A 24,092-nucleotide genomic window follows, 5' to 3' on the forward strand; every position below is an offset into this window, starting at 1 on the left:
CCTCCCTTTTTATTGAAGTAAATTATTGTCTATTCTTGACGTATTTTTCCAGCCACTCATGTTGTTCATGAAGGGTATGGAGTATGGATTCCAGAGCAGCATATCCATGGCTTTCGTGGGGTAGGAATACCAGTCTGGCCGTGGCGCCGTGTCCTTTTAATGCATTGTAATATCTATCACTTTGAATGGGGAATGTACCAGAGTTATTATCTGCCTCTCCATGGATCAGCAGAATAGGTGTCTTTACTTTATGTGCATTCATAAAAGGAGACATGATATTATATACCTCTGGAGCTTCCCAATACGTCCTTTGTTCATATTGAAAACCAAATGGGGTTAATGTTCTGTTATAGGCCCCACTTCTGGCTATCCCTGCGGCAAATAAATCAGAATGTGATAGTAAGTTGGCTGTCATAAACGCTCCATAAGAGTGGCCTCCTACTGCGATCCTGTTTCTATCACCGATCCCTCTTTCTACAATATAGTCTATCGCGGCTTCGGCGTTGGCTACCAGTTGCTCTACAAATTGATCATTTGGTTCTTCCTCTCCTTCACCTACTATAGGCATTTCGGTACGGTCCATGATGGCATATCCCTGAGTGACCCAGTAGAGGGGAGAACCCCAGTTTAACCTGGTAAATTCATATTTGGAACCCCTTACCTGTGCAGCAGTTTCAGTAGATTTATATTCACGGGGATAAGCCCACATCACCACAGGAAGAGGTTCATCACTTGCTGGATCAAATCCTTCTGGTGTATATATAGTGGCGGATAGGTTTAAGCCGTCTTTTCGGGTATAGGTTACCAGTTCTTTGTTTATATTTTTAATGGATTCATATGGGTGCTCAAATTCAGTAATCTGAATAGGTGCTATTCTTTTACGGGTATTTACCCTCCAGTAGTTCGGCTGCTCATCCGTACTTTCCTTAAGGGTGATAAATTCTGAGGCATCATCTGACAGTACCTTAGCTACTCGCTCGTAATAGGGGGCTTGGCTTCTCCATAGGATGTTTTCTGTTTTGCTTTTTACATCAAAACTGGCCAAATATGGCATACTCCCTTCTGGAGAACCTCCCTCACTGGTCATAAAAATCTGGTTTCCTTTACGGATTACTACAGATTTGCCATACTGGTTTTTCTTGAATACAGGGCTTCCCGGATCGTTGTATATATCGTCATACGATCTTTCTACTATTATATTTCCTTTTTCTCCTGGTCTGGAAGGATTAATAACCGTCCTTTTTTCCTGTCTGGAAGCAAACCATCTTTCGTTAAGTATAGCAAAACTATCATCCGACCAGTTCACACCGCTGTAACGCAATGAAGTGGATCCTAATTTTTGTTTATCACCATTAAATGGGGCATTGAGGTAATAGATGATGTCTCTTTCTTCAACCTCTTTTTTGGGATCTCCACCATCCTGAGCTTCAGCCCAATAAAGAGTAGCAGGCTTATCGGCCCTCCAATTAATAGATCTTGGACCTGTTACTGTAGCATCAAAGCCTGTGGGCCTAACTTCATCCAAAGGTATTTCTGCAAATGTTTTAATTTTCTTACCCTCTATATCCAAAATTTCCACGTCATATGGAAACCTGGATGCAGGAACTAAATAAGAGAAAGGTTTTTTTATTTTTTCCACTAGCAAAAATTTTCCGTCAGGCGATATATCCACTGATTTGATCATACCGGGTTCCCCAATGATATCATGGCTTCCATCCAAACTAACGATCATAAGCTGACTGTCCATGAAATAGGCAAACTGTTCTTCCTCATATGGATTGGTGAGAAGGTCCTGATACGTTCTGGAGGGGGCTGCATCACCCATAGTTTCTTGAATATTAGGGCCTTTTGGAGCTTTTGGAGCTTCCGGTTTTGATCCTCTTTCAGGATTTACTGCTTTAATTAGAATTCTATTATCCGGTAGCCATTCCAGCGATGTTCCATAAACCTGGTTTAGAATATCCTCAGTCAGTCTTCTGGCTTGACCTGTCCGAATGTCTGCTAACCAAAGACTAATACCGGCATCTGATGTATGGGTAAAAGCTAAATATTGTTCATCTTCAGATAGTGTCATACTTCCCAGCTTAGGATTTTCAGGCAATCCGTGGATGTCTATCACCTCACCTGACTGGAGACTTTTGATTTTAATTTTTTCTATACTTCCAGAGCGGCTAGGGCCATTGGTAGCGGGATTGATTCTTATGCCGGCTATGCGAAGTTCTTCTTGGGCTAAGTCCTCAATCGACCCGTGTCCTGACCTTACCATCATGAGCATGAAATCACCTCTATTACTGAAACTTACTATAGGGGTAATAGGCGCATTGACCAGTTCCTCAATTTGACTCGGAGGCTTTTGGTATGTATTATCCTGCGCTACGGCCAGGATGTTACAGGCAAATAATCCTGCCAGTAAGATTAAGCTGTGAATTTTTAATTTTTTTAGACCTTTCGACATAGGGTAAATTTTTTATCAGGTCTTAATTTACTATTTTATTTTGAACAGTGACTTTTTATTTATTTTTTGGTTTGTGGATTGTATAAGTGGTAAATGATGAGCATAAAAAAAACCGGTTGCAGGTAAGGCAACCGGTTTATAAAAGATTTTATTTTTAAATGTTATTTGTCTTTAGCTCCTACCGAAATCATGGCGCACCTGAAACCGATATGGTTGGTGGCTGAATCCTGGTGCATAAATCGTCTGGTCCCAGGAGATAACCAGTATGCTACGTCTCTCCATGATCCTCCTTTGTATACTCTAAAATTATCATCTATCAAAGTAGTTCCATAGGTACCTTCCTCATCATAAACACCGTCCCTTCTAAGGGGGTTTAGATCATCAAAGTCTTGATAGGAAAGTGGGCGGTACACATCTTGAACCCATTCGTTCATATTTCCCGCCATATTGTATAGGCCAAAATCATTTGGTGGAAAGTCATAAACGTTGGCAGGAATAATATCTCCATCATTGGTCATTCCACCGGCTATACCTGCGTAATCTCCCCTGCCTCTTTTAAAGTTGGCTAAGAAATCCCCCTGTTTTCTTTTTCTTTTTACATTATATGGATTTCGAAGACCTCTTCCGTCCCATGGGTATATCCTGCCGTTTTCTTGGTTTTCATCTAAATACTGGGTACCTATCATGGCTTTGGCGGCATATTCCCATTCTGCTTCATTAGGAAGCCTGTACTGTGGCAATACTACTCCTCTTTCGATAAGCTGGTTTCTAGTAAGGGTAGTGTCAACTTTGTTTCTTTCCTGCATGATTTCATTAACCCTTTCCGTTCTCCACAATCCATATGTATTGGCCTGGCTCCAACTTACCCCAGCCACAGGGTAGAAATTAAACCCTGGATGTCTGAAATAATAGGTGGAATACACATCATTATATGACATTGCTCCTGCCCAGACATTTTCGTTTGGTTCAAGTCTCAGCAGGGAATCTGCGCTCACTTTTTTGCGCATGTCAAAGAGAAATTCTTTGTAGTCCACATTCGTCACTTCTGTTTCATCCATGTAAAAGGATGCAATGGTCACTGTTCTTTCTGCATTGTCACGGAATGCCATGATATCCTGCTCCTGAGACCCTATAACTGCTCTGCCACCCTGAACATATTTTAACCTGGGGCCTACAACTTCCTGTGATAGTCTTACTACTCTAAACTGCGTGGTATCTCTATCATTAAAGCTAAAGGCAGCACCAGTGGATGCACTGACTCTTCCCGGATTTCCTGCTGTTCTTCTACCATCCCTGCTGCACGAAGAAAATACCGTGGCTGAAGCCAGGGCAATGACAGTCAATATCAAACCTAAATTTCTGTTTCCAAATATCATCTGACAATAATTTTTTGCCTATTTTAAAGTGCTAATATATAATCAATATAAACTTATCACAACTTAAATATTTTTAGTCCTATCTATAACATGGCATCATTTGAATAATTGTTGTAGATATGACATAATTTACATCCATAATGACAAAATTATACTGATAAAAATTTTAAATTTTTTTTACCTTAACATATCCTGAAGCCATTTAATCCCTTTAGCCACCGTAGTTACTGCACTGATAGTAAGTAACAAACGGTTTTTGTGTTCTTTTATTTTACAGTGCTTGGGCTGAGTTTGAATAAAAGCTAATATCTTACCAAAAACGGGGGATTTAAAATATACTTCATTGTTTGAAGGCACAAAGTAGCACTTCATTTGCCCATTTTTCAGTGCCAGTTTCTCAAACCCCAATTTTTCTGCCAGCCACCTTAATCTTACTGTATCAAATAATGTAATGACTTCCGGTGGTATTTTTCCGAATCTGTCCTCTACTGATAAATGGAATTTTTCAAGCTCCTCTTCTGAACCAATACTGTCGAGTTTGGAATATAGGCTTAGCCTTTCCGAAATATTGGATACATAGGATTCAGGTATCAGTAATTCCATATCCGTTTCTATGACACAGTCCTGAACCAATACTTGCACTTTTTCTTTCAGATCGGTTTCAAACAGTTCAGCAAATTCTGTTTCCTTAAGTTCTCTGACTGCTTCGTCTAAGATTTTATGATACATTTCAAATCCGATGTCAGTAATAAATCCACTTTGCTCAGCGCCTAGTAGGTTTCCTGCACCTCGAATGTCAAGGTCACGCATGGCCACTTTAAATCCATCTCCTAGGTCTGAAAACTCCTCCAGGGTCTGTAATCTTTTTCTGGCTTCAGGAGTAAGTCCTGATGTGGGAGTGGTAAGAAGGTAACAAAACGCTTTTTTATTGCTTCTTCCTACTCTTCCTCTCATCTGATGAAGGTCACTTAGACCAAACATATGTGCCCTGTTGATAATGATAGTATTCGCATTTGGTATATCAAGGCCTGATTCTATAATATTAGTAGATACAAGGACATCATATTCACCATCTATAAAATCTACCATGACTTTTTCAAGCTTTTTTCCATCCATCTGGCCATGGGCACCTATTACCCTGGCTTCAGGTACTAGTCTTAGAATGATGTTAGCTATACTTTCTATTTCTCCTACTCGGTTATGTACAAAGAAAACCTGTCCTCCTCTCCTGATTTCATAAGCTACTGCATCTCGAATGACCTCTTCCTGAAAGGTATGGATTTCTGTGGTCACTGGCTGCCTGTTAGGCGGCGGGGTAGCGATGACGGATAGGTCTCTGGCTCCCATTAGAGAAAAATGAAGGGTCCTAGGTATGGGAGTGGCGGTAAGGGTAAGCACATCTACATTTACCCTCATTTCTTTAAGCTGGTCTTTCACTTTTACACCGAACTTTTGTTCTTCATCTATTACCAATAAGCCCAAGTCCCTAAACTTAATATCTTTATTTACTATGCGGTGTGTACCCACCAAGATATCTATTTCGCCCGAGCTGACTTGTTTGGTGATTTCCTTGATCTCCTTTGAAGTCCGGAACCTGTTTATGTAATCTACTTTAACTGGAAAATCTTTTAATCTTTCGCTAAAAGTCTGGTAATGCTGCATGGCCAATATGGTAGTAGGTACAAGAATGGCTACTTGCTTTCTATCGTTCACTGCTTTAAAAGCTGCGCGGACGGCTATTTCTGTTTTACCAAAGCCTACATCTCCGCATACCAACCTGTCCATCGGGTAAGGTTTTTCCATATCTGATTTTACATCGCCCGTAGCTACCGCCTGATCAGGAGTGTCTTCATATATAAATGAGCTCTCCAACTCTACCTGTAATACACTATCATGGCTAAATTGGGTCCCTGGAGCATTTTTTCTTTTTGCATAAAGTGCTATCAGGTCTTTTGCTATGTCCTTTACCTTACTCTTTACCTTTCTTTTCTTATTCTCCCATTCTGGACTCCCTAGTTTGGACATAGCTGGTAATGTACCCTCCTGGCCAGAAAATTTGGAAATTTTATGAAGTGAATGGATATTTACATAAAGCAGGTCATCATCTCTGAATATCAATCTTACTGCTTCTTGAAAGTTTCCGTTGACATCTATTTTTTCCAGCCCAGCAAATCTCCCTATCCCATAGTCCACATGCACTATAAAATCGCCGGGATGTAGCGATTTTATTTCTTTTAAAGTAAGGGCTTTGGATTTGCTAGCTTTGGCTTTAGTCTTATATCTGTGGAACCTATCAAAAATTTGATGGTCAGTATAGCAGGCTATTTTTTGATTTTTATCTATAAAACCCTCTCTCATAGCTAGTGAAAGGGTGTTAATTTTGAGTGTAGGATCCTGCTCTTCAAAGATACTCAGCAAACGGTCCATTTGTTTTTCACTTTCAGAACAGATGATGTTCATATATCCTTCTTGGGCATTCGAAGAAAGGTTATCGACCAGCAAAGCAAAATTTTTATTAAAAGAAGGCTGTGGGTTAATATTAAATTGAAAACTTTTATAGGGATCTAAGTAATATTTGTTGCCAAATTCAATTTTATTAAACCGCTGTAAACTTTTTTGGAAGCTGACAGCATTATCAAATAAATTTTCTGGTTGAGTTAAAAGTTTACTTGAGGCACTGTTATGTGACAGAACGTCAAACTTATCCGAAGCTTTTTGATAGGCCATATCGAGTATGTCCAAATTCTGCTGGTAGTCTTTCATCCAAATGGTAGTATCCTCAGGCAAAAATTCCAGAAATGATTGCCTTACTTCCTGAAGTAATCTTGTCTGTATGTTAGGGATAATGTTTATTTTTTCTATGGGGGCTATGGAAAGCTGGCTCTCTGGATCAAAAGTCCTAATACTTTCTATCTCTCTTCCGAATAGTTCGAGCCGGAATGGGTTCTCATTGGCAAAGGAAAAGATATCAATGATGCCTCCCCTTATAGCAAACTGGCCTGGCTCATAGACGAAATCACTTTTTTCAAAATCATAAGTAGATAATAGTTCAGCGATAAATTCTACATCTACTTTTTCTCCTACAGTCGCGGTAAAGGTATTTTCTTTCAGGGCTCTTTTATTGATGACTTTTTCATAAAGTGCTTCAGGATAGGTGATGATGATCTGTCCTTTATTATTTTTGGCCAGTATATTATTTAAAATCTCAGCACGCATGAGGACGTTTGCATTTTCAACTTCATCATATTGATAGGGCCGCTTAAAAGATGAAGGAAATATAAGAGGCTCCTTATAGTCGATCAATGCATCCAGATCTCCTGCAAAATAGGCAGCTTCTTCTTTGTCATGAGCTATGATAAGATGGTGTCCCGGTAGTGTTTTATCCAAGGAGGCAATGATAACCATATCCATGCTTCCTGAAAGACCTTTTATATGAAAAGTTTTTTGTTGAGTGGAGTTGATTTCAGCACCGATGGTTTTAATGAGGGGATCAAGCTGATATAGGGTCAAAAAAGCTTTTTTTTCCAAAATAGGGGTTGATTTTTTATTTTTGATTGAAGGCTTTGGCTATAATAACCGCAAAGATACAAAAAGGATTTTTAAGTCTCTGCGGAACTGTTTGGTCTATAAACCTAAATGGATTTTTTTTGTTTATCACCTATCAGATATGCTTATGTCAGCTAGAAAATATTTAAGAATAATTGAAAAACTGCATCCTTATCAAACGATTATGTACTTGGGGATGTTCGGAAGCGGTTTGATTTTCTTGTTTTTGGCACTTGCATTTTTTTTTACCCACAACCCCGCCCTTATACATCTAAATGAAATAAGAATGCCGTATGCATTCTTGATCAGCTCTATAGTCATGGTGGGCAGTGGCTTTTATGTAGGCCGTCTGATACCCCTTTTTGAACAGGAAAAATTCTGGGAGGTAAGGAAAATGCTGAGCATTACGCTGATGTTAGGCCTCTTGTTTATAGTACTGCAGGTAATAGGATGGATAGAACTAGGCGATATGGGATTGCATTTTACTGGGATACCTTATAGTAGTTTTTTGTACGTTCTGACAGGTATACATATTTTTCATTTGTTGGGAGCATTGATATATGGGCTAATGATTACCTTTTATTTTAATAAAATAAAAAATGATACCGTTAAGGTTTTTTTGGTTATGATCAATCCTTTTGAAAAGATGAAGCTTAGCCTTTTTACCTTATACTGGTATTTTATGGATGGGATTTGGTTGGTTTTATTTATACTATTTTTTCTATCTTTTAATTGATTTTATGCTTTCATAAGCTGTTTTATCCTTACCTTCCACAACTTTAAAAAATTATATTTTCTATGTCAGATAAAGAATATGAGCTAAATATTAATCCCGATTGGATTAAAAAGTACCTCATCAAAATAGTATTCGGTCTTATTTTATTTATAGGCGTATTGTCTTCTATCCGAACAGTGGGACCAGAGGAAGAAGGAGTAGTGGTCCAGATGGGAGAATTTAACCGTATAGTTCCTCCGGGATTAAACTTTATTTTGCCATTTGGTATTGAAACAATGTCCAAGATACCAGTACAAAGGCAGTTAAAACAAGAATTTGGATTTAGGACCACAGATGCCGGACGTCAGAGCGAATATGCCAAGACAGGCTTTGGTGAGGAATCCATGATGCTTACCGGTGATCTGAATCTTACGGATGTAGAGTGGGTAGTTCAATATAGAATCATTGATTCTTATAATTACCTTTTTAGGGTACGTAATCCTGAGAAAACGCTGAGGGATATGGCCGAGGCATCGATGAGGAAAATCGTGGGTGACAGAACGGTCAATGAAGTATTAACTGTAGGCAGACAGGAAATAGCTACCAGTGTGGAAATATTGCTGCAGGAATTATGTGATGAGTATCAGAATGGGATACGAATAGATCAGGTGGTATTACAAGATGTAAATCCCCCCGAACCGGTAAAACCATCCTTTAACGCTGTAAACCAGGCTCAGCAAGAGCGAGAAACACTGATCAATCAGGCCGAAGCAGAATATAACAGGGTAATACCACGGGCTAGAGGAGAAGCCAGCGAAACCATTCAATTAGCTGAAGCTTTTGCGTTGAACAGGGTAAACAGGGCCAAAGGTGAGGCAGATAGATTTAATTCACTATTTGAGGCATACCAGCTATCTCCGGAAGTTACTAAACAAAGAATTTATCTTGAGACTATGGAGAGGGTGCTTCCACGCATAGGCAATAAGGTAATCACGGATGAGAAAGGCAATAATGTATTGCCGCTTTTAAACCTGGAAAGAAAGGATAACTAGACCATGAAAAAAAATTATATAGGATATATTGTACTCATAGCACTAGCGCTACTATTATTGAATAGCAGTTTGTACATACTGGATGAAACCCAACAAGTAATCGTTACGCAGTTTGGAAAACCTGTAGGCCAACCTAGAACAGCGCCAGGGCTACATTTTAAAACCCCGTTTATCCACAAAGTGCAGTATTTCGATAAGCGTTTTTTAGAATGGGACGGAGACAGAAACCAGGTGCCAACAAAGGATAAAAAATTTATCTTTGTGGATACATACGCCCGGTGGGAAATCACTGACCCTTTACAGTTTTTTATCAGGCTTAGGGACGAACGATCTGCCCAGTCAAGGCTCGATGATATTTTGGACGGAGAGACCCGTAATGCCGTAGCCAGCAATGAACTTTTGGACATAGTCCGGTCCAGCAACAGAGACCCTGAGATCACAGAAGATTTTATGGAAGAGATCGAAGTATTGGATGATATAGCGGTAGGAAGATCTGCCATTGAAAAGATCATACTGCAAAAGGCCAATGAGCGTACCATAGATTTAGGTGTCAGGATCCTTGATTTTAGGTTTAAGAGAATGAACTATGTAGATGAAGTCAGAGACCGGGTTTTTGACAGGATGATCAGTGAGCGTAACCGTATAGCGGACCAGTTTAGGTCAGAAGGGCAGGGAGAAGCCAGAAAAATAGAAGGGAATAAAGAAAGGGATTTAGCACAGATACAGTCTGAAGCTTTTAGGGAGGCAGAAGAGATCAAAGGCCGTGCCGATGCTGAAGCCACACGGATATATGCTTCCGCCTATAATAAGAATCGGCAATCTGTAGACTTGTATAAATTTCTCAGGACGATGGAGAGTTTTGAAAAATCTATGGATGAGAAGACAAGTCTGATCATATCTACAAACAGCGAGTTTTTTAAATATTTAAATAAGCTCAATTAAAAGACTTACCTCATAGGAAAATAATAAAAACCTAAAACAAAATATCCCTGATCGTGCTTAAGTGAATATGAAAATAAGCATCTCCACTTTAGTCGATCGGGACTTTATTTCTGTAAAGAACGGATTTAATGCTCAATTATTAAAAAGCTTAAGTCCGCCCTTTCCGAAAGTAACTATCAAAATCTTCGGTGGTATTTCTACATCAGATAAGGTAAGTATGGAACTTGACTTTCTGTTTTTTAAACAAACATGGGATGGAATTATAACCGATCATTTACAGACTGATGAAGAATTCTATTTTATAGATAAAGGCACCCGGCTTCCATTTTTTCTAAAGGAGTGGCAACATAAACACCGGATCATAAACAAAGGTGGTAAAACTTTAATTGTAGATGAAATAAATTATAAGTCTATGAATAAATTGATGACAGCATTACTTTATCCAGTTATGATCGGGCAATTTTTATATCGTAAACCGATATATAAGCGATATTTCTCGTTAAAAAATAAAGTAGTCTATCCTAAATGAAGATTATCACAATCCTGTATATAACAGTCTCCATATAAAACTAAAGAGTGGCTGGTGATTCCAGAAGCAAACTCTTTGCCCATAGCATCTTTGATCAGGTTAATTCTTTCATCAGAAAATTCCCGGATTTTTCTGCATTGGTTACAGACATGGTGATCATGATGTTTATAAGTGAGGGCCTGTTCATAAAGGGCTACCTTGTCTTTGAATTGATGTTTTACAGCCAATCCACATTCCACCAAAAGGTCCAGGGTATTATATATAGTAGCCCTGCTGATGGAATATCCTTTATTTCTCATCATCAAGAACAAACCTTCCACATCTATATGTTCATCCTGAGGCATAGCATAAAGCTCATCTATTACTGAAAACCTTTCAGGTGTCTTTCTGCTGCCTTGTCTAAGGAGGAAGTTTTCAAAAATTTTCTTTGCTTTTTCTGATAGGGATTTTTCAGCCATATAGGTTAAATGATTCTAAAGATTAAAGATGCACGATTTTAATTTTTTTTCAAAAGCTTTCTGCCATTTACGGCTAATTTGCCATCATTCTAAATTAGAAACACTATTGGGTGTAAATAGTTAGATGCTTATATTGAGCTCTAGATATTCATTTGATTATTAGTAAATTAAAGGTGTGTATCTATATCAGATTATCAGAAAAGCCCAAAGTAATCATTAGTACATCATGAGGTTGTGTTTTATTTCCATATTACTGCTTCTGTTTGTGCCCTCTTATCATCTATATTCCCAGATACCGGGATTTTTTATGAAGGGCAATGTTAACCGGATGGAAATTCCATTTATGCATCACCATGACATAATAATTATCCCGGTTTCAATTAATGGATCCAGTCCATATAATTTTTTGCTGGACACAGGTGTAAAAGCAAATCTCCTATTCAGTAAGGCGCTGGGAGATGAACTGGATTTATTTTACACACGGAAGCTGAATCTTATGGGTGCTGATGGAAAATCTATTCTGACAGCTTCCATTTCTCCAAATAATAAACTGGATATAGGTGATTTAAAAGGTGTAGCTCAGACTTTATTGGTACTCGATGAGGAATTTGTAAGCCTTGACCTGGTTTTGGGTGTGGCCGTGCATGGCGTGATAGGTTTTGAATTTTTTAAATTTAATCCCGTAAAAATAGATTATGACAGGAAAATGATAACCTTTTACCGGTCTACTGCGCTCAGAAAAAGACCTTTAGGTTATAAAAAATTAAAGGTGGATATGATCAATGCGAAGCCCTATATTAAAGGTACTATTTATCAAAGTGATGGGAGCCATTTGCCCGCTAAACTACTTATAGATACAGGAGCAAACCACAGCTTACTGATCAATCCCGAAACATCTGATAAAATTATTATACCGGAAGTAGTATTAGAAAGTGATCTGGGAACATCATTAGGAGGCGATTTAAGTGGGGTAGTAGGTAGGGTGCCACAACTCAAAATAGGTAAATTAAAATTTAAGAGAATAACCGCATCATTTCCGGATAAAACAGAATTCTCAGATATCATCATCCAAACGGGAAGGCAGGGAACTATTGGGTCAGATATATTGGGTAAAATGAAAATCATATTGGATTATACGCGTGAAAGGATGTATTACCGTAGAGGGGATAGGTATAGAGAGCCATTTGAATATGATATGAGTGGGATTACTGTAAGAATGATGCCTACAGCTGATAATAGAATCTATGTCTCCCAACTTAGAGATGGATCTCCAGCCGAGAAGGCAGGGATCAAGCAAGGGGATGAAATAATTAGTGTAAATGGGATTCCGGCTGAATTTTGGGCTCTAACGGGTATTACAGAACTGTTTAGAAGTAAGGATGGAAAGAAAATCAAAATTGAATTAATACGACAAAAAGGGGATGTGGCATTAGTGATTTCTAAAAATATTACCCTTCGCAGACAGATATAACATCCTTATAAAAAATCTTGACTGATAAATAGCAACAAATATTAAATTCATTTTTTTGTATTTTAAATGAATATTATTGGGTGAATATAGGGTCTGTATAGGAGTAGAATTAATGGTCTAAAAATTGTTTAAGGTTAAATATATTCCCTATCATAAATATTTAGCACATTTATAATCTGAAAGTGCTTGAAATAAGTCAGGAAAGTATATAACAATTTATTAGATAAAAAGATAAAAAGCTTATTTTTGGCTATTAAATGCAAATTTGTTTGAATATGTCGGAAAAGGCTGATTTTAAAAAAGAAAATATATTCCTAACGCTTAAAGGGCATAGCAATCAGAATGTAGAGGTGCTGTATGTTTCATCTGGATCTATAGATCTTAATATAACGCCCGGAATGATTGCTGAAAATTTAAATTTTGAAAGGCTCTTTCCAGGTTTGCAATTTCCGGTTTTACAATTATTCTTTGATACATTGAGAAGTAATAGGAAAATAATTACTCCGCTTTTGATTAGTGAACGTCAATTTCAATATGTAGAAATAGAAGGATGTGTAATACCGTTAGAGGACAATGATTTTATAGCTAATGTTTTGATTTCGTCTATCCCTCAAGATGTAAATACAAGTTTTTCCTGGTTATTAAATATTTCTGAAAATAAAGTATATAGTTTTGATCATAACAATAATTCTCCAGCTATGGAGCATATCGGAGATCTTAAACTATTTCTATTGAATAGGTACAGTTTTTTAGTTGAAAATACACTTGATCATTTTTTGAATAGGGCTGGTGATGACATTATTGAAATTATTTACCAACAATTATATCTTAAAAAAGAGACATTATCAAATGGCTTTGGCCTCTTATCCTTATGCTCGATAAAAGATATTAATGAGGATTTTGTTACAGAAGGTCAATATAGTTACGATCAGATTTTCCGTCAGTATTCTGGGTCTATCTATTATGAACATCAGGCTGGCAATAATGATATAAACTGGTCAGGGGCTACCTTGCAGATTCTGGGTTATTCCCCTTTCGAAATGAACCAGATATCGATGCATGATTGGATGGAAATGATACATCCAGATGATAGGGATTTTATAATAGACGGTTTTGAGAATGATTTTAATATACATGGCACCTATGAAGTGGTATACAGAATAAGACATAAAGAAGGACATTATTTATATGTCCACGATATAGCTAAACCCTTTTTGAAATCAGAACATGATACACCTATCATAATAGGTACTATAAAAGACGTCTCAGAACTCAAGAAGGTAGAGCAGGATCTATTGAATGTTGAATCTAAACTTAATGAGCTAACAGGTGTGGTACCTGGCATGGTATACATGATGAAATATCTGCCAGATGATAGGCATAAATTTGTTTTTGTAAGTGATGGAGCACGTGAACTTTTTGAGATTAATCCTGAATCTATCAAAGAGTCGGAATATAATCTTACAAATCTTATTCATCCTGATGATCTGGCACAAGTTTTAAAAGCTGATAAACATGCATATGCCAATGATGTTAATTTTGCCTCCCAGTTTAGGATAATTACACCTTCTGGAAATATTAAATGGATCTATGGCGCTTCCAGCCGATTGCCCCAATATGACAAAGAATCTATATGGGCAGGATTTTTTGTAGATATAAGTTATACAAAGAAAAAAGAAGAGGAGGCCAACTATAATTTTCAGAGGTATAGGGCCCTTTTTGAAGACAGCCCCTTAGCCATATTTCAGTTTGACAGGAAAGGCCAGGTTTTAGGGGCCAACAAAAGTCTTCTAGAAAAGATGAAAATTCAAAATGAAACTGACCTCTTGGGCCTCAATATTGATTCAGCATTTTCCGGTATGCCCATACATAGGATATATAAAGAAAGTATAGAAAAAGGCAATGCTACCTATGAGGGGCCATTTACATCACTAACCCACAAAATACCCCTTTATATCAGGGTAACTTCTTCTGCTATAGATAACGGGGAAAGCTTTCAAGCCATCATGGAAGAGGTCTCGGAGCAGGAATTTTTTCAAAACATACTGAATAAGGTCGCTGACATTTCTACCCGTTTGAGGGGACAGGAATTTCTAGAAAGTCTATGTGGGTTACTCACTACTAGTTTTAACATAAAATATTGCTATATAGGTCAATGTAGTGCGGATAATAAGTCCATAGATATAGTGGCACTGGCAAAAGAGGGCCGGCTTCAGAAAACCTTTTCCTATTTACTGGAAAATTCACCCTGCCAGGTCATGCTTGAAAATCCGGATTCACACTTTAAAATTATAGTCAATAATGTAGCCAGTGCTTATCCTGATGATCCCGTACTTCAAAAACTGGATGTCCAGTCCTATGGAGGAATATCGCTATTAAATGCTAACCATGAAAAAGTAGGGGTATTCGCTTTTTTAGATGTTAAACCTTTAGAAAATCATGAATATTTCGCTGAAATTCTCAAAATATTAGGTGACCGTATCGGTGCGGAGCTCCAAAGGGAGCAATATGAACAAGAGTTACTTAGGACCAATAAACTTCAGGAGACAATCCTAAATGGCTCAGATTATGCGATTTTTTCAATAGATGAGGACATGAAGGTTAATTTAATCAATTCAAAAACGCTTGAATTCTTTAATATAGCAGACAAAGATGAATTACTTGATGTAAACTTAAACAGGGGAGGATACCTCAAATCCTTAAAAGAATTGATTCTGGAATCTTCTGATAAAAAGACCAAGGCGGATTATTACCTGATGCCCATGGAAGGAGGGAAAAATAAAGAACTTAAACTATCATTTATATCCATCAGAGAACCCCAAAGTCATAATTTAACCTACGTAGTATTTGCAGACGATATCACTGATAGGACAGCGGCGGAGAAAAAACTTCAGGAATCTGAGCAGCTTTACCGAAGTATAGCAGAGAATTTTCCTAAAGGAACGGTAGATGTGCTCGATAAAAACCTAAGATACATCTATACTGAAGGTAAAGAATATGAAATTATAGGATTGAATCCCAAAGATCTTATAGGGTCCTACCACCTTTTAAAATATGAAGCCGAAGTGGTACAAGAAGCTAAACTCCACTTGGCTGATGTGTTTGATGGTAAAACCGTCATGTACGAAGTAGCTTATGGAGGCCAACATTATTTGAAAAGTGGTGTGCCGCTGTATAATGCCGGGGGACAAATAGATAGGATCCTTTTGGTGACCCAAAACATAACTGATTCTAAAAAGTCTGAAAAGGAAAGGGAAAAGCTAATCAAGGACCTCAAATCCCATAATGAGGAACTGCAAAGATTCGCCTATATCGTTTCACATAATCTACGCGCACCTATAGTAAATATATCCGCACTTCTAAATCTTTATAATGAAGATGATCCGGCTGATAAAGAAAATGAGGATGTCATAGAACATTTGAAAATTTCCACAGAACTTCTCAGTTCCACCCTTATGGATCTTATCGAGGTGGTTTCGATAAGAAAGCAAAAACTTCCCAAAGTGGAAAACTTAAGCTTCCAACAGGTACTACATAATGTAGAGCGAAGTTTGTTTCAACAAATTAATGAATCTAAAGCTCTTATCACCACTGATTTTGAAGATGTAGGGGAAATAAACTATGTGTACTCTCATCTGGAAAACTTCTTTTTAAATTTTCTTACTAATGGCATTAAATATAAACACCCTGACCGCTACCCGGTCATTCATATAAGTGCGTACAAAATGGGAGATTACCATGTAGTAAGCTTTACTGATAATGGAATCGGTTTGGATCTGGAGAGATACGGTGACCGCCTATTTGGTCTTTACCAGCGGTTTCATTCACATGTAGATGGCAAAGGGCTTGGGCTTTATCTGGTCAGAGAGCAGATAAGGGCTTATGACGGAGATCTTACAGTAGAGAGTACAGTGGGAGAAGGTACCACATTTAAAGCCTATTTAAAAAATATGAGGTATAATTCCTCTGCAGAGAAAAACGAACCTGCAAACCAAGATTAATTATAACTTATTAATCTTCTTTTTCGTAACCGGTAATTAGTAAATTTGCAGCAAATTTTATTTTAAAATGAAAAAAGCCTTAATACCCATTGCAATCATAGCCATCATTGGGCTATTCATTTATACCAAATCGGTAGGGACTTATAATCAGTTTGTTCAGAAAGAAGAAATCCTTAATGGCCAGTGGGCAGAAGTGGAAACCCAATATCAAAGAAGGGCAGATCTTATTCCAAATCTGGTATCCACTGTTAGAGGTTATGCGGATTTTGAAAGAGAAACGCTCGAGGGCGTGATCAACGCCAGGGCTAGAGCTACATCTGTAAATGTTAATGCTGATAATCTTTCACCTGAGCAGATAGCAGAATTCCAAGAGGCTCAAGAGCAGCTATCCGGATCATTGAGCCGCTTATTGGTTTCGGTGGAGCGGTATCCTGAATTAAAGGCAAATGAGAATTTTAGAGATTTACAGGCGCAACTAGAAGGTACTGAAAACCGGATTTCGGTAGCTAGAAGAAATTTCAACCAGTCTGTCCAGTCGTATAATGCTGAACTTAGGACTTTTCCCAATAATATATATGCGGGATGGTTTGGTTTTGAACGTAAGGGATATTTTGAAGCCTCTGCCGGGGCAGAACAGGCTCCAACAGTACAATTTTAGTATTATGGCAGAAAAATTATTTTCACAAGAAGATAAGGATATCATCACTGAGGCGATAAAGAAAGCAGAATTGGAAACGTCTGGTGAAATTCAAGTTCATCTGGAAAGTCATTGTAAAGGTGATGTCCTGGATAGGGCGGCAGCGGTTTTTGAACTTTTGAAGATGCATAAAACTAAATACAGAAATGCTGTATTGTTTTATCTTGCCACAGATGACCATAAATTTGCCATCCTAGGAGATGCAGGAATTAATGCTGTGGTAACGCCAGATTTTTGGGAAAAAATCAAAGATACAATGATAGTTTATTTTAAAAATCGCCAATTTACAGAAGGCTTAAGGTTAGGGATAGAAATGTCAGGGAAACAGTTAAAGGCTCATTTTCCCTATGATCAAAAAGGCAGTGAAAATGAATTGCCGGATGAAATTTCATTTGGTTAGTGTATGCTGTTTTACTTTTGAAGGGGTTAGTCATCATCAATATCTTTAGCTGAAATAGAAGCGATTTTTCCTAAAAAGAAAACCAATAGGAGGTTTACAAATCGCTTTGAATAGCGGATTCATTTAATATAATGTGGTATAAAAATATAGTTACTTTCATAATCTTACTCATCTCTTACCCTGGTTTTGGCCAAGGTGACTTTCCGGGGGCACCGACCCCTCCCAGGTTAGTAAATGATTTTACAGGTACGCTTTCTTCTAAAGAGATAGCGCATTTGGAGCAAAAACTGTTGGGTTATGAAGATACCACTTCATCGCAGGTAAGTATTGTTCTGATTAAGTCTGTCGGTCCCTATGAGATAGGGGACTATACCATCCAATTGGCAGAAAAGTGGGGAATTGGACGACGCGATAGAGAGAACGGAATTTTGATACTGGCTGCTATAGAAGACCGAAAAGTTTTTATCGCCACGGGATATGGTATGGAAGGTGCTATACCGGATGTCATGGCCCGTAGGATCATTGACCAGTTGATCGTGCCTTCGTTTAGAATGGAGGCTTATCATGAGGGGCTGGATAAAGCTACAGATATGATCTTCAGGCTCGCTTCAGGGGAATATAAGGCAGAAAGGTCAGATCAAAAAGGAAATCCGGGAAGTGCAGGTTTTTTCATAATGTTTTTTGTGTTTCTTTTTATTATTCTTCCATTGATAAGGAATAGAAAAGATAATAATAACCATATGGGAGGACGTGGAGGTGGTGTGAATATTATCACTACTATGATGCTTATGAATATGCTAGGAGGCGGGGGACGTGGTAAGTACGGAGACTTTTCTGGAGGAAGAGGATCCTTTGGCGGTGGTGGAGGCGGAGGCTTTGGCGGTTTTGGTGGTGGATCCTTTGGCGGCGGCGGCGCCGGAGGTAGCTGGTAATTTCCTTTTATAATATTTTCGGCATAATCTACCTAAAATTTTTTGCTTTTAAGTATAATATGGATAATATAGCTGATTAATACAACCATCCATTTATGCTGATTAGTAATATAGACTGGGCCATTATTGCTGGATTTTTTTTAATCTCTATGTTAATAGGGATAGTTACGGCAAAGCAGGCGGGTAAAAATGCCAAGGAGTTTTTCTTATCTGGTAGAAACATGCCCTGGTGGCTGCTGGGTGTTTCTATGGTAGCCACTACTTTTTCTGCTGATACCCCTAACCTGGTCACAGATATAGTCAGAAAAAACGGTGTATCTGGAAACTGGGTCTGGTGGGCTTTTTTATTGACAGGTATGTTAACTGTATTTGTTTATGCAAAGCTATGGAGAAGGTCAAAAGTTACCACAGATCTTGAGTTTTATGAAATAAGATATGGTGGTAAGCCTGCCGCTTTCTTAAGGGCCTTTAGGGCATTGTACTTAGGGGTATTCTTTAATGTAGTCATTATGGCCACTGTATCATTGGCCGCTATTAAGATCGGAGGCGTGATGCTGGGCCTCTCTCCGGTTCAGACAATGTTGATAGCTTCTATCGTTACAGTAATATATAGCTCCCTTGGGGGGCTCAGAGGTGTATTGCTTACAGATTTTTTCCAGTTTTTTATATCCATAGCCGGTTCATTCGGTGCAGCTTGGTATATACTTCAGCAGCCTGAGATAGGCTCATTAAATGCATTATTTACTCATCCACAAGTTTCAGATAAATTGAATTTGCTCCCTGATTTTGGAGATAGTAAAACCTTAATTCCCCTTTTGATCATGCCTATAGCGGTGCAATGGTGGGCGACGTGGTATCCTGGAGCAGAACCAGGTGGTGGAGGGTACATAGCACAGCGAATGCTTTCAGCAAAAGATGAAAAAAATGCTATCGGAGCTACCCTGTTTTTCAATATCGCACATTATGCCTTGCGGCCGTGGCCATGGATCATCATCGCCTTATCATCGCTTATCGTTTTTCCAGAGATAAGCGATCTTAAAGTGGCATTTCCCCATCTTCCGGATGACAAGCTGAATGATGACTTGGCCTATCCCGCTATGCTCACCTTTTTGCCTGTGGGCTTATTAGGTATAGTATTGGCCTCCCTTATAGCAGCTTTCATGTCCACCATTTCCACCCACCTTAACTGGGGCAGCTCCTATATAGTAAATGATTTTTATGTGCGGTTTGTAAAACCAGATGCATCAGATAAAGAACAGGTGAATGTAGGTCGGATCAGTACTGTTTTATTAATGTTCTTTGCAGCACTTTTGGCGCTGGAACTTTCTAATGCACTACAGGCTTTTGACATCCTGCTCCAAATAGGGGCAGGGACAGGCATGATATTTATATTGCGATGGTTTTGGTGGCGGATAAATGCATTTACTGAAATCACCGGTATGGTGGTATCTTTTATTGTAGCCATATATTTTGAACTGGTCCATGAAAAAACCGGTATGGAACCGCTGCTAAGCTATGAGAAATTATTGATAGGTGTAGGGATTACTACTGCTGCATGGCTGATAGTGACTTTACTGACTAAGCCGGAAAATAACAGCGTATTGAGAACATTTTACCAATTGGTAAAACCAGCATCTCATGGGTGGAAAACATTTCTTTCCCAAAACCCTGATGTCATAGCAGAAAGAGGACAGTTGCCCTTCGAAATAGGACTGATGATTTTGGGATGTGTGACCGTATATTGTGCGCTTTTTGCTACTGGTTTTTGGCTCTATGGGAATATAACAGCTGGCATCATCACTACATTTATAGCTGTAGCAGGCGGTTTATTAATGTTTTTAAGTTGGAAAAAAATGAAGGTTTCCTAGAGATCATGTTCTGTTTTTACTAAACCCTTTACGGATAAGTTTTGCCAGCCGCTTTTCCTTTTCCCAAAAGAAAGCAAACTGCCCAAAAAGAAATCCATAAAACAGTAAAATCACCTGGTAAAGTGGAAGGACAAATAGAAAGTACAGTGTATTTTTCCAAAATCCACCCGTACTCATGTCTATCCCAAGCGCTTCGAAGAGAGGGTTTTTAATGAACATAACCGTCATGCCTGTACAGGCAAATACCAATAAAACCAAAAATACTTGCCAAATATTTTGAAGTCCCCATTTGGTTTGTAACTTAAGAAGATAACTTTTCTTTTGATGTATTTTTTCTTTATTCATTTCATTTATGGTTCTATCCGATAAATGGGATATCGGTTATGCGCTGTTTCTTTCCAAGGTGAATGCTCATATACCCATCTTAACTGGGCGGGTCCGTTTGAAGCAAACTCATCGTCTTCACTTTTCTTTTTTTCCAGGGCTGCCTTTATATTAGGGTTTTGGTCTAGGAATGCGGCAGCAAGGTCCTCAAAGACATACGCAGAGTAACCTTCTTTGGCCTGTAATATAGTATCAAAATAGTTCCACATAAAATAACTGTCTTCAGCCTCTGGCTCCAGGACTTCCATAACAAACCTATTGGTCACTTGATTCATGGGTATCAAAAAATCCCCTTTACTAATGGGAACAATTTCATCTATTCGTTTAACCTTTACATTTGAATGTATATAATGTCCTTCATAAGGGTTGGATGCAGTTTCTAATCCTTCTATGAGGTAAACTGACACTTGGATGGAGGTGTCCCTATCAAAGGTCTCAGCTTTTACCCCATTTCTTTGGAGATTCTCCACTACCTCAAACCAACCTTGGGGGACTACATAGGCAGCTGGCTTATGCAAACTGAAGGACGCCTGATAAGTATCATAATATTTTACTTTATTTATAAAAGGTTTTGTCTGATCATAATATAAGCGGTCCTGTCCCGATATTTTACTTGGTTTAGTGGCGGAAGTATAGCCATGAAACGGTATTTCTGTATAGCTGGTTTTGTCGCTGATATGGTTAAACCCAAAGGTGTTTTGCAGTGAGGTTTGGTTTTCGTCCCTCAGTTTCATTTCCAGTATATGAGCCCCATCTTTTTCTACTATCTTTATAAATGTCTCTAACAGTGCGGTCATACTATTTACCCTTTCTTCATAAGTCTTCAGCATATGAGCTTCGGGCATAAAGCTGAGCGTATGGAAAAGGGCTGCATAACCGCTGCTATACCGTGGAGAATCCTTAAACTGAGGCCAGCCATTTTCTGGGGTGCCATTCCATGAATTTACATAAGGGACCATGGGGTAGCCACTTTTTTCCATTTCTTCAAATAGATAAGGAATCATACTGTTTTTGAGGTAGCCGCCAAGTTCCCCTCCTAATCTGTCATGCTGTGTAGGGATCAGGGTCATGATGTGCTGATAATCTGCACCATTGCTAGTATGGGTATCGATGAATACCAGAGGGTTCAGCCAATGGAATATTTCCTGAAAAGAACGGGAATTTTTGGTATCTGATTTTATAAAATCCCTGTTGAGATCGTAATTTTTAGCATTGCCCCTGAATCCGTATGATTCGGGCCCGTTCTGGTTTACCCTGCTGGTGGCATTTCTATTGAGGTGCCCACCTATATTATATACCGGTATGATGGCCAAAACGATATCTGGGGAAATTTTTATTTTACCCAGTACTACATCTCTTAATAAGATCATAGAAGCATCTATGCCGGCAGGCTCACCGGGATGGATGCCGTTGTTTATAAATATTATTTTTTTATTGGCTAATTTCCATTGATCAGGTTCAAAATCAGCATCATGATCATAGATGATCAAATGAAGGGGTTTGCCACTATCTGTCATACCTTTTTCATAGATCTGGACATTTTTTGAAAATGAAGCCAATGTATCATAAAAATTTATGATCTGATCATATGTGGGAGTTTCTTTACCGTAAGTTTGCTCAAAATGTGTGGGATATTGGGCGTTTACAGCAAAGGTTATTATAAAGAGAAGGATAAAAATGATATGTTTTTTCATCTATGGGTCTTTTTAAAACTGATTCTGAATTCATATATTTCCCAGGATGAAAATCACAACTTCCGTACAGTCATTTCTATAAATGCCATTATATAATACTAGGTATATTCAGCTTTATGGTAATCTTATTTATTTCAAGTTAATTCCTAAAAAAATATGTTTTCATTTAATATCTCTTTCTCGATATGATAGGATTAAAATCAAAGCCAACTTTATATGCGGTTGGCTTTGATTATGTCCCTGATGGTGTTAATTAAACGAAAAAAGGCCTTTATTAAGGTTTTGTAACGCCTCATTTTTAAGTGATGCACTGATCAATAGGGTAACATTATGCCTACTGCCGCCATAAGATATCATCCTAATAGGAAACTCTCCCAAGGCATCCATAACTTTTTTAATCGTTCCTTTATTATCAGCCACCATATTGCCTACGATACAGATGATGGTTTGGTTATGATCTACTTCTACCAAACCAAACTGTTCCAGCTCTGCTATTATTTGTTTGAGGTATGTTTCATCATCGATGGTAACCGATAGAGCCACTTCTGAAGTGGTAATCATATCTATGGGTGTTTTGTATTTTTCAAAAATTTCAAATACTTTTCTTAAAAAACCATATGCGAGAAGCATCCTGCTGGATTTTATTTTGATAGCAGTAATGCTATCTTTAGCTGCTATCGCCTTTACACCTGTGCCCTGTTCCTCTGCAGTGATGGTAGTACCCAATGCTTCCGGTTGCATGGTATTTAATAATTTTACAGGCACATTGTACATCTGAGCAGGCCATATAGAAGCAGGATGTAGGATTTTAGCACCAAAATAAGCTAGTTCTGCTGCTTCATCGAAGGAAAGCTGTGCGATAGGTTTTGTTTGGTCTACTATTCTGGGATCGTTATTATGCATCCCATCTATATCTGTCCATATCTCCACTACTTCTGCACTTATAGCCGCGCCAATAAGAGAAGCGGTATAATCACTTCCTCCCCTTTTGAGGTTATCTACTTCATTGCGATGGTTTTTACAGATATAACCTTGGGTGACAAAAATACTGTTATCCGGGTATTCTCCTAATATTGCTTTTAGCTTCTCCCCTATTTTTAGTAATTCTGGTTCCTGGTTTTCATCTATGCTCATAAAATCCATTGCTGAAAGGAACACCGTATCTACCTTTAGTTCTTCCATGAGTGTTTGGAAAAGCTTGGTGGATAGTAATTCACCTTGGGCTAAGATGTCCCTGTTAATGGCTTCATTAAAGCTTATCTTTAGGATAATATTTAAAAACTCAAAGTGCTCCTGTATAATTTTCAGAGCTTTGTCACGGCCGGCTGAACTTTGTAACAGTTCCTGATAAAACTGTTCATAATGGGCATGGAGCTCATCTATGCGTTCTTTGGCTAATTGTTTATCAGCCAGGGCGAGGGCTTCTCCTATTTTGACCAATGAATTGGTGGTTCCCGAAAGTGCCGAAAGCACTACGATCTTCCTTTCAGTGTCTTTAGTGATCAGGTCTTTTACCTGAAGCATTCTTTCGGGCTTTCCTACGGAAGTACCCCCAAATTTCATAATTTTCAT

At 38.3% G+C, this 24,092-nt stretch carries 17 protein-coding genes; 10 read left to right on the top strand and 7 right to left on the bottom strand.

Annotated features, from left to right (window positions below; all coding sequences use genetic code 11):
* Positions 1-22: 22 nt before the first annotated feature.
* From EL17_RS12930 to mfd, 3 genes are all read right to left on the bottom strand, one after another.
* The gene (locus EL17_RS12930; RefSeq protein WP_035074703.1) at positions 23-2,455 is read right to left on the bottom strand and encodes a S9 family peptidase; all 2,433 of its coding nucleotides are present in this window, start codon (positions 2,453-2,455) and stop codon (positions 23-25) included.
* A 161-nt stretch (positions 2,456-2,616) separates the two neighbouring features.
* Positions 2,617-3,831, bottom strand: coding sequence for a gliding motility lipoprotein GldJ (gene gldJ / locus EL17_RS12935; protein ID WP_035074706.1), 1,215 nt, complete (start codon positions 3,829-3,831; stop codon positions 2,617-2,619).
* 177 nt (positions 3,832-4,008) lie between these two features.
* The gene (gene mfd, locus EL17_RS12940) at positions 4,009-7,359 is read right to left on the bottom strand and encodes a transcription-repair coupling factor (protein WP_035074709.1); all 3,351 of its coding nucleotides are present in this window, start codon (positions 7,357-7,359) and stop codon (positions 4,009-4,011) included.
* A gap of 145 nt (positions 7,360-7,504) precedes the next feature.
* Between mfd and EL17_RS12945 the strand changes: the two genes are divergently transcribed.
* The 4 genes from EL17_RS12945 to EL17_RS12960 all read left to right on the top strand — a co-directional run bounded on the left by EL17_RS12945 (position 7,505) and on the right by EL17_RS12960 (position 10,615).
* Positions 7,505-8,113, top strand: coding sequence for a cytochrome c oxidase subunit 3 (locus EL17_RS12945; protein WP_164675081.1), 609 nt, complete (start codon positions 7,505-7,507; stop codon positions 8,111-8,113).
* Between the two features lie 62 nt (positions 8,114-8,175).
* Positions 8,176-9,144 (top strand): FtsH protease activity modulator HflK, encoded by a 969-nt coding sequence (gene hflK / locus EL17_RS12950; protein ID WP_035074713.1) that lies wholly within the window; start codon positions 8,176-8,178, stop codon positions 9,142-9,144.
* Positions 9,145-9,147: 3 nt separating this feature from the next.
* The gene (gene hflC, locus EL17_RS12955) at positions 9,148-10,086 is read left to right on the top strand and encodes a protease modulator HflC (RefSeq protein WP_035074716.1); all 939 of its coding nucleotides are present in this window, start codon (positions 9,148-9,150) and stop codon (positions 10,084-10,086) included.
* 67 nt (positions 10,087-10,153) lie between these two features.
* On the top strand, positions 10,154-10,615 hold the full coding sequence (locus EL17_RS12960; protein WP_035074719.1) for an SRPBCC family protein: 462 nt from the start codon (positions 10,154-10,156) through the stop codon (positions 10,613-10,615).
* Here the strand turns inward: EL17_RS12960 and EL17_RS12965 are convergent.
* Entirely contained in the window at positions 10,603-11,073 is a 471-nt protein-coding gene (locus EL17_RS12965; protein ID WP_035074722.1) for a Fur family transcriptional regulator, read from the bottom strand. The genes EL17_RS12960 and EL17_RS12965 overlap by 13 nt on opposite strands.
* Before the next feature lie 307 nt (positions 11,074-11,380).
* On the opposite strand from EL17_RS12965, the gene EL17_RS12970 reads away from it, so the two are divergent.
* From EL17_RS12970 to EL17_RS12995, 6 genes are all read left to right on the top strand, one after another.
* Positions 11,381-12,544: an aspartyl protease family protein gene (locus tag EL17_RS12970; protein ID WP_240485995.1), complete on the top strand. Its 1,164-nt coding sequence runs from the start codon at positions 11,381-11,383 to the stop codon at positions 12,542-12,544.
* Between the two features lie 275 nt (positions 12,545-12,819).
* Positions 12,820-16,545 (top strand): PAS domain S-box protein, encoded by a 3,726-nt coding sequence (locus EL17_RS22670; RefSeq protein WP_051719993.1) that lies wholly within the window; start codon positions 12,820-12,822, stop codon positions 16,543-16,545.
* A gap of 67 nt (positions 16,546-16,612) precedes the next feature.
* Positions 16,613-17,203: a LemA family protein gene (locus EL17_RS12980; protein ID WP_035074727.1), complete on the top strand. Its 591-nt coding sequence runs from the start codon at positions 16,613-16,615 to the stop codon at positions 17,201-17,203.
* A 4-nt stretch (positions 17,204-17,207) separates the two neighbouring features.
* Positions 17,208-17,642 (top strand): TPM domain-containing protein, encoded by a 435-nt coding sequence (locus EL17_RS12985; RefSeq protein ID WP_035074740.1) that lies wholly within the window; start codon positions 17,208-17,210, stop codon positions 17,640-17,642.
* Between the two features lie 131 nt (positions 17,643-17,773).
* The gene (locus tag EL17_RS12990) at positions 17,774-18,574 is read left to right on the top strand and encodes a TPM domain-containing protein (RefSeq protein WP_035074742.1); all 801 of its coding nucleotides are present in this window, start codon (positions 17,774-17,776) and stop codon (positions 18,572-18,574) included.
* Between the two features lie 95 nt (positions 18,575-18,669).
* On the top strand, positions 18,670-20,442 hold the full coding sequence (locus EL17_RS12995) for a sodium:solute symporter family protein (RefSeq protein ID WP_035074744.1): 1,773 nt from the start codon (positions 18,670-18,672) through the stop codon (positions 20,440-20,442).
* Between the two features lie 3 nt (positions 20,443-20,445).
* On the opposite strand, the gene EL17_RS13000 is transcribed toward EL17_RS12995, so the two are convergent.
* The 3 genes from EL17_RS13000 to EL17_RS13010 all read right to left on the bottom strand — a co-directional run bounded on the left by EL17_RS13000 (position 20,446) and on the right by EL17_RS13010 (position 24,092).
* On the bottom strand, positions 20,446-20,787 hold the full coding sequence (locus tag EL17_RS13000; protein ID WP_035074746.1) for a DUF6787 family protein: 342 nt from the start codon (positions 20,785-20,787) through the stop codon (positions 20,446-20,448).
* Positions 20,788-20,792: 5 nt separating this feature from the next.
* Positions 20,793-22,520, bottom strand: a complete 1,728-nt coding sequence (locus tag EL17_RS13005; RefSeq protein ID WP_035074749.1) for a M14 family zinc carboxypeptidase — start codon at positions 22,518-22,520, stop codon at positions 20,793-20,795.
* 249 nt (positions 22,521-22,769) lie between these two features.
* Positions 22,770-24,092 carry an aspartate kinase gene (locus EL17_RS13010; RefSeq protein WP_035074751.1) on the bottom strand — a complete coding sequence of 441 codons (1,323 nt, stop codon included), beginning with the start codon at positions 24,090-24,092 and terminating at the stop codon, positions 22,770-22,772.

The organism is Anditalea andensis (assembly GCF_000714815.1).
Lineage (GTDB): Bacteria > Bacteroidota > Bacteroidia > Cytophagales > Cyclobacteriaceae > Anditalea > Anditalea andensis.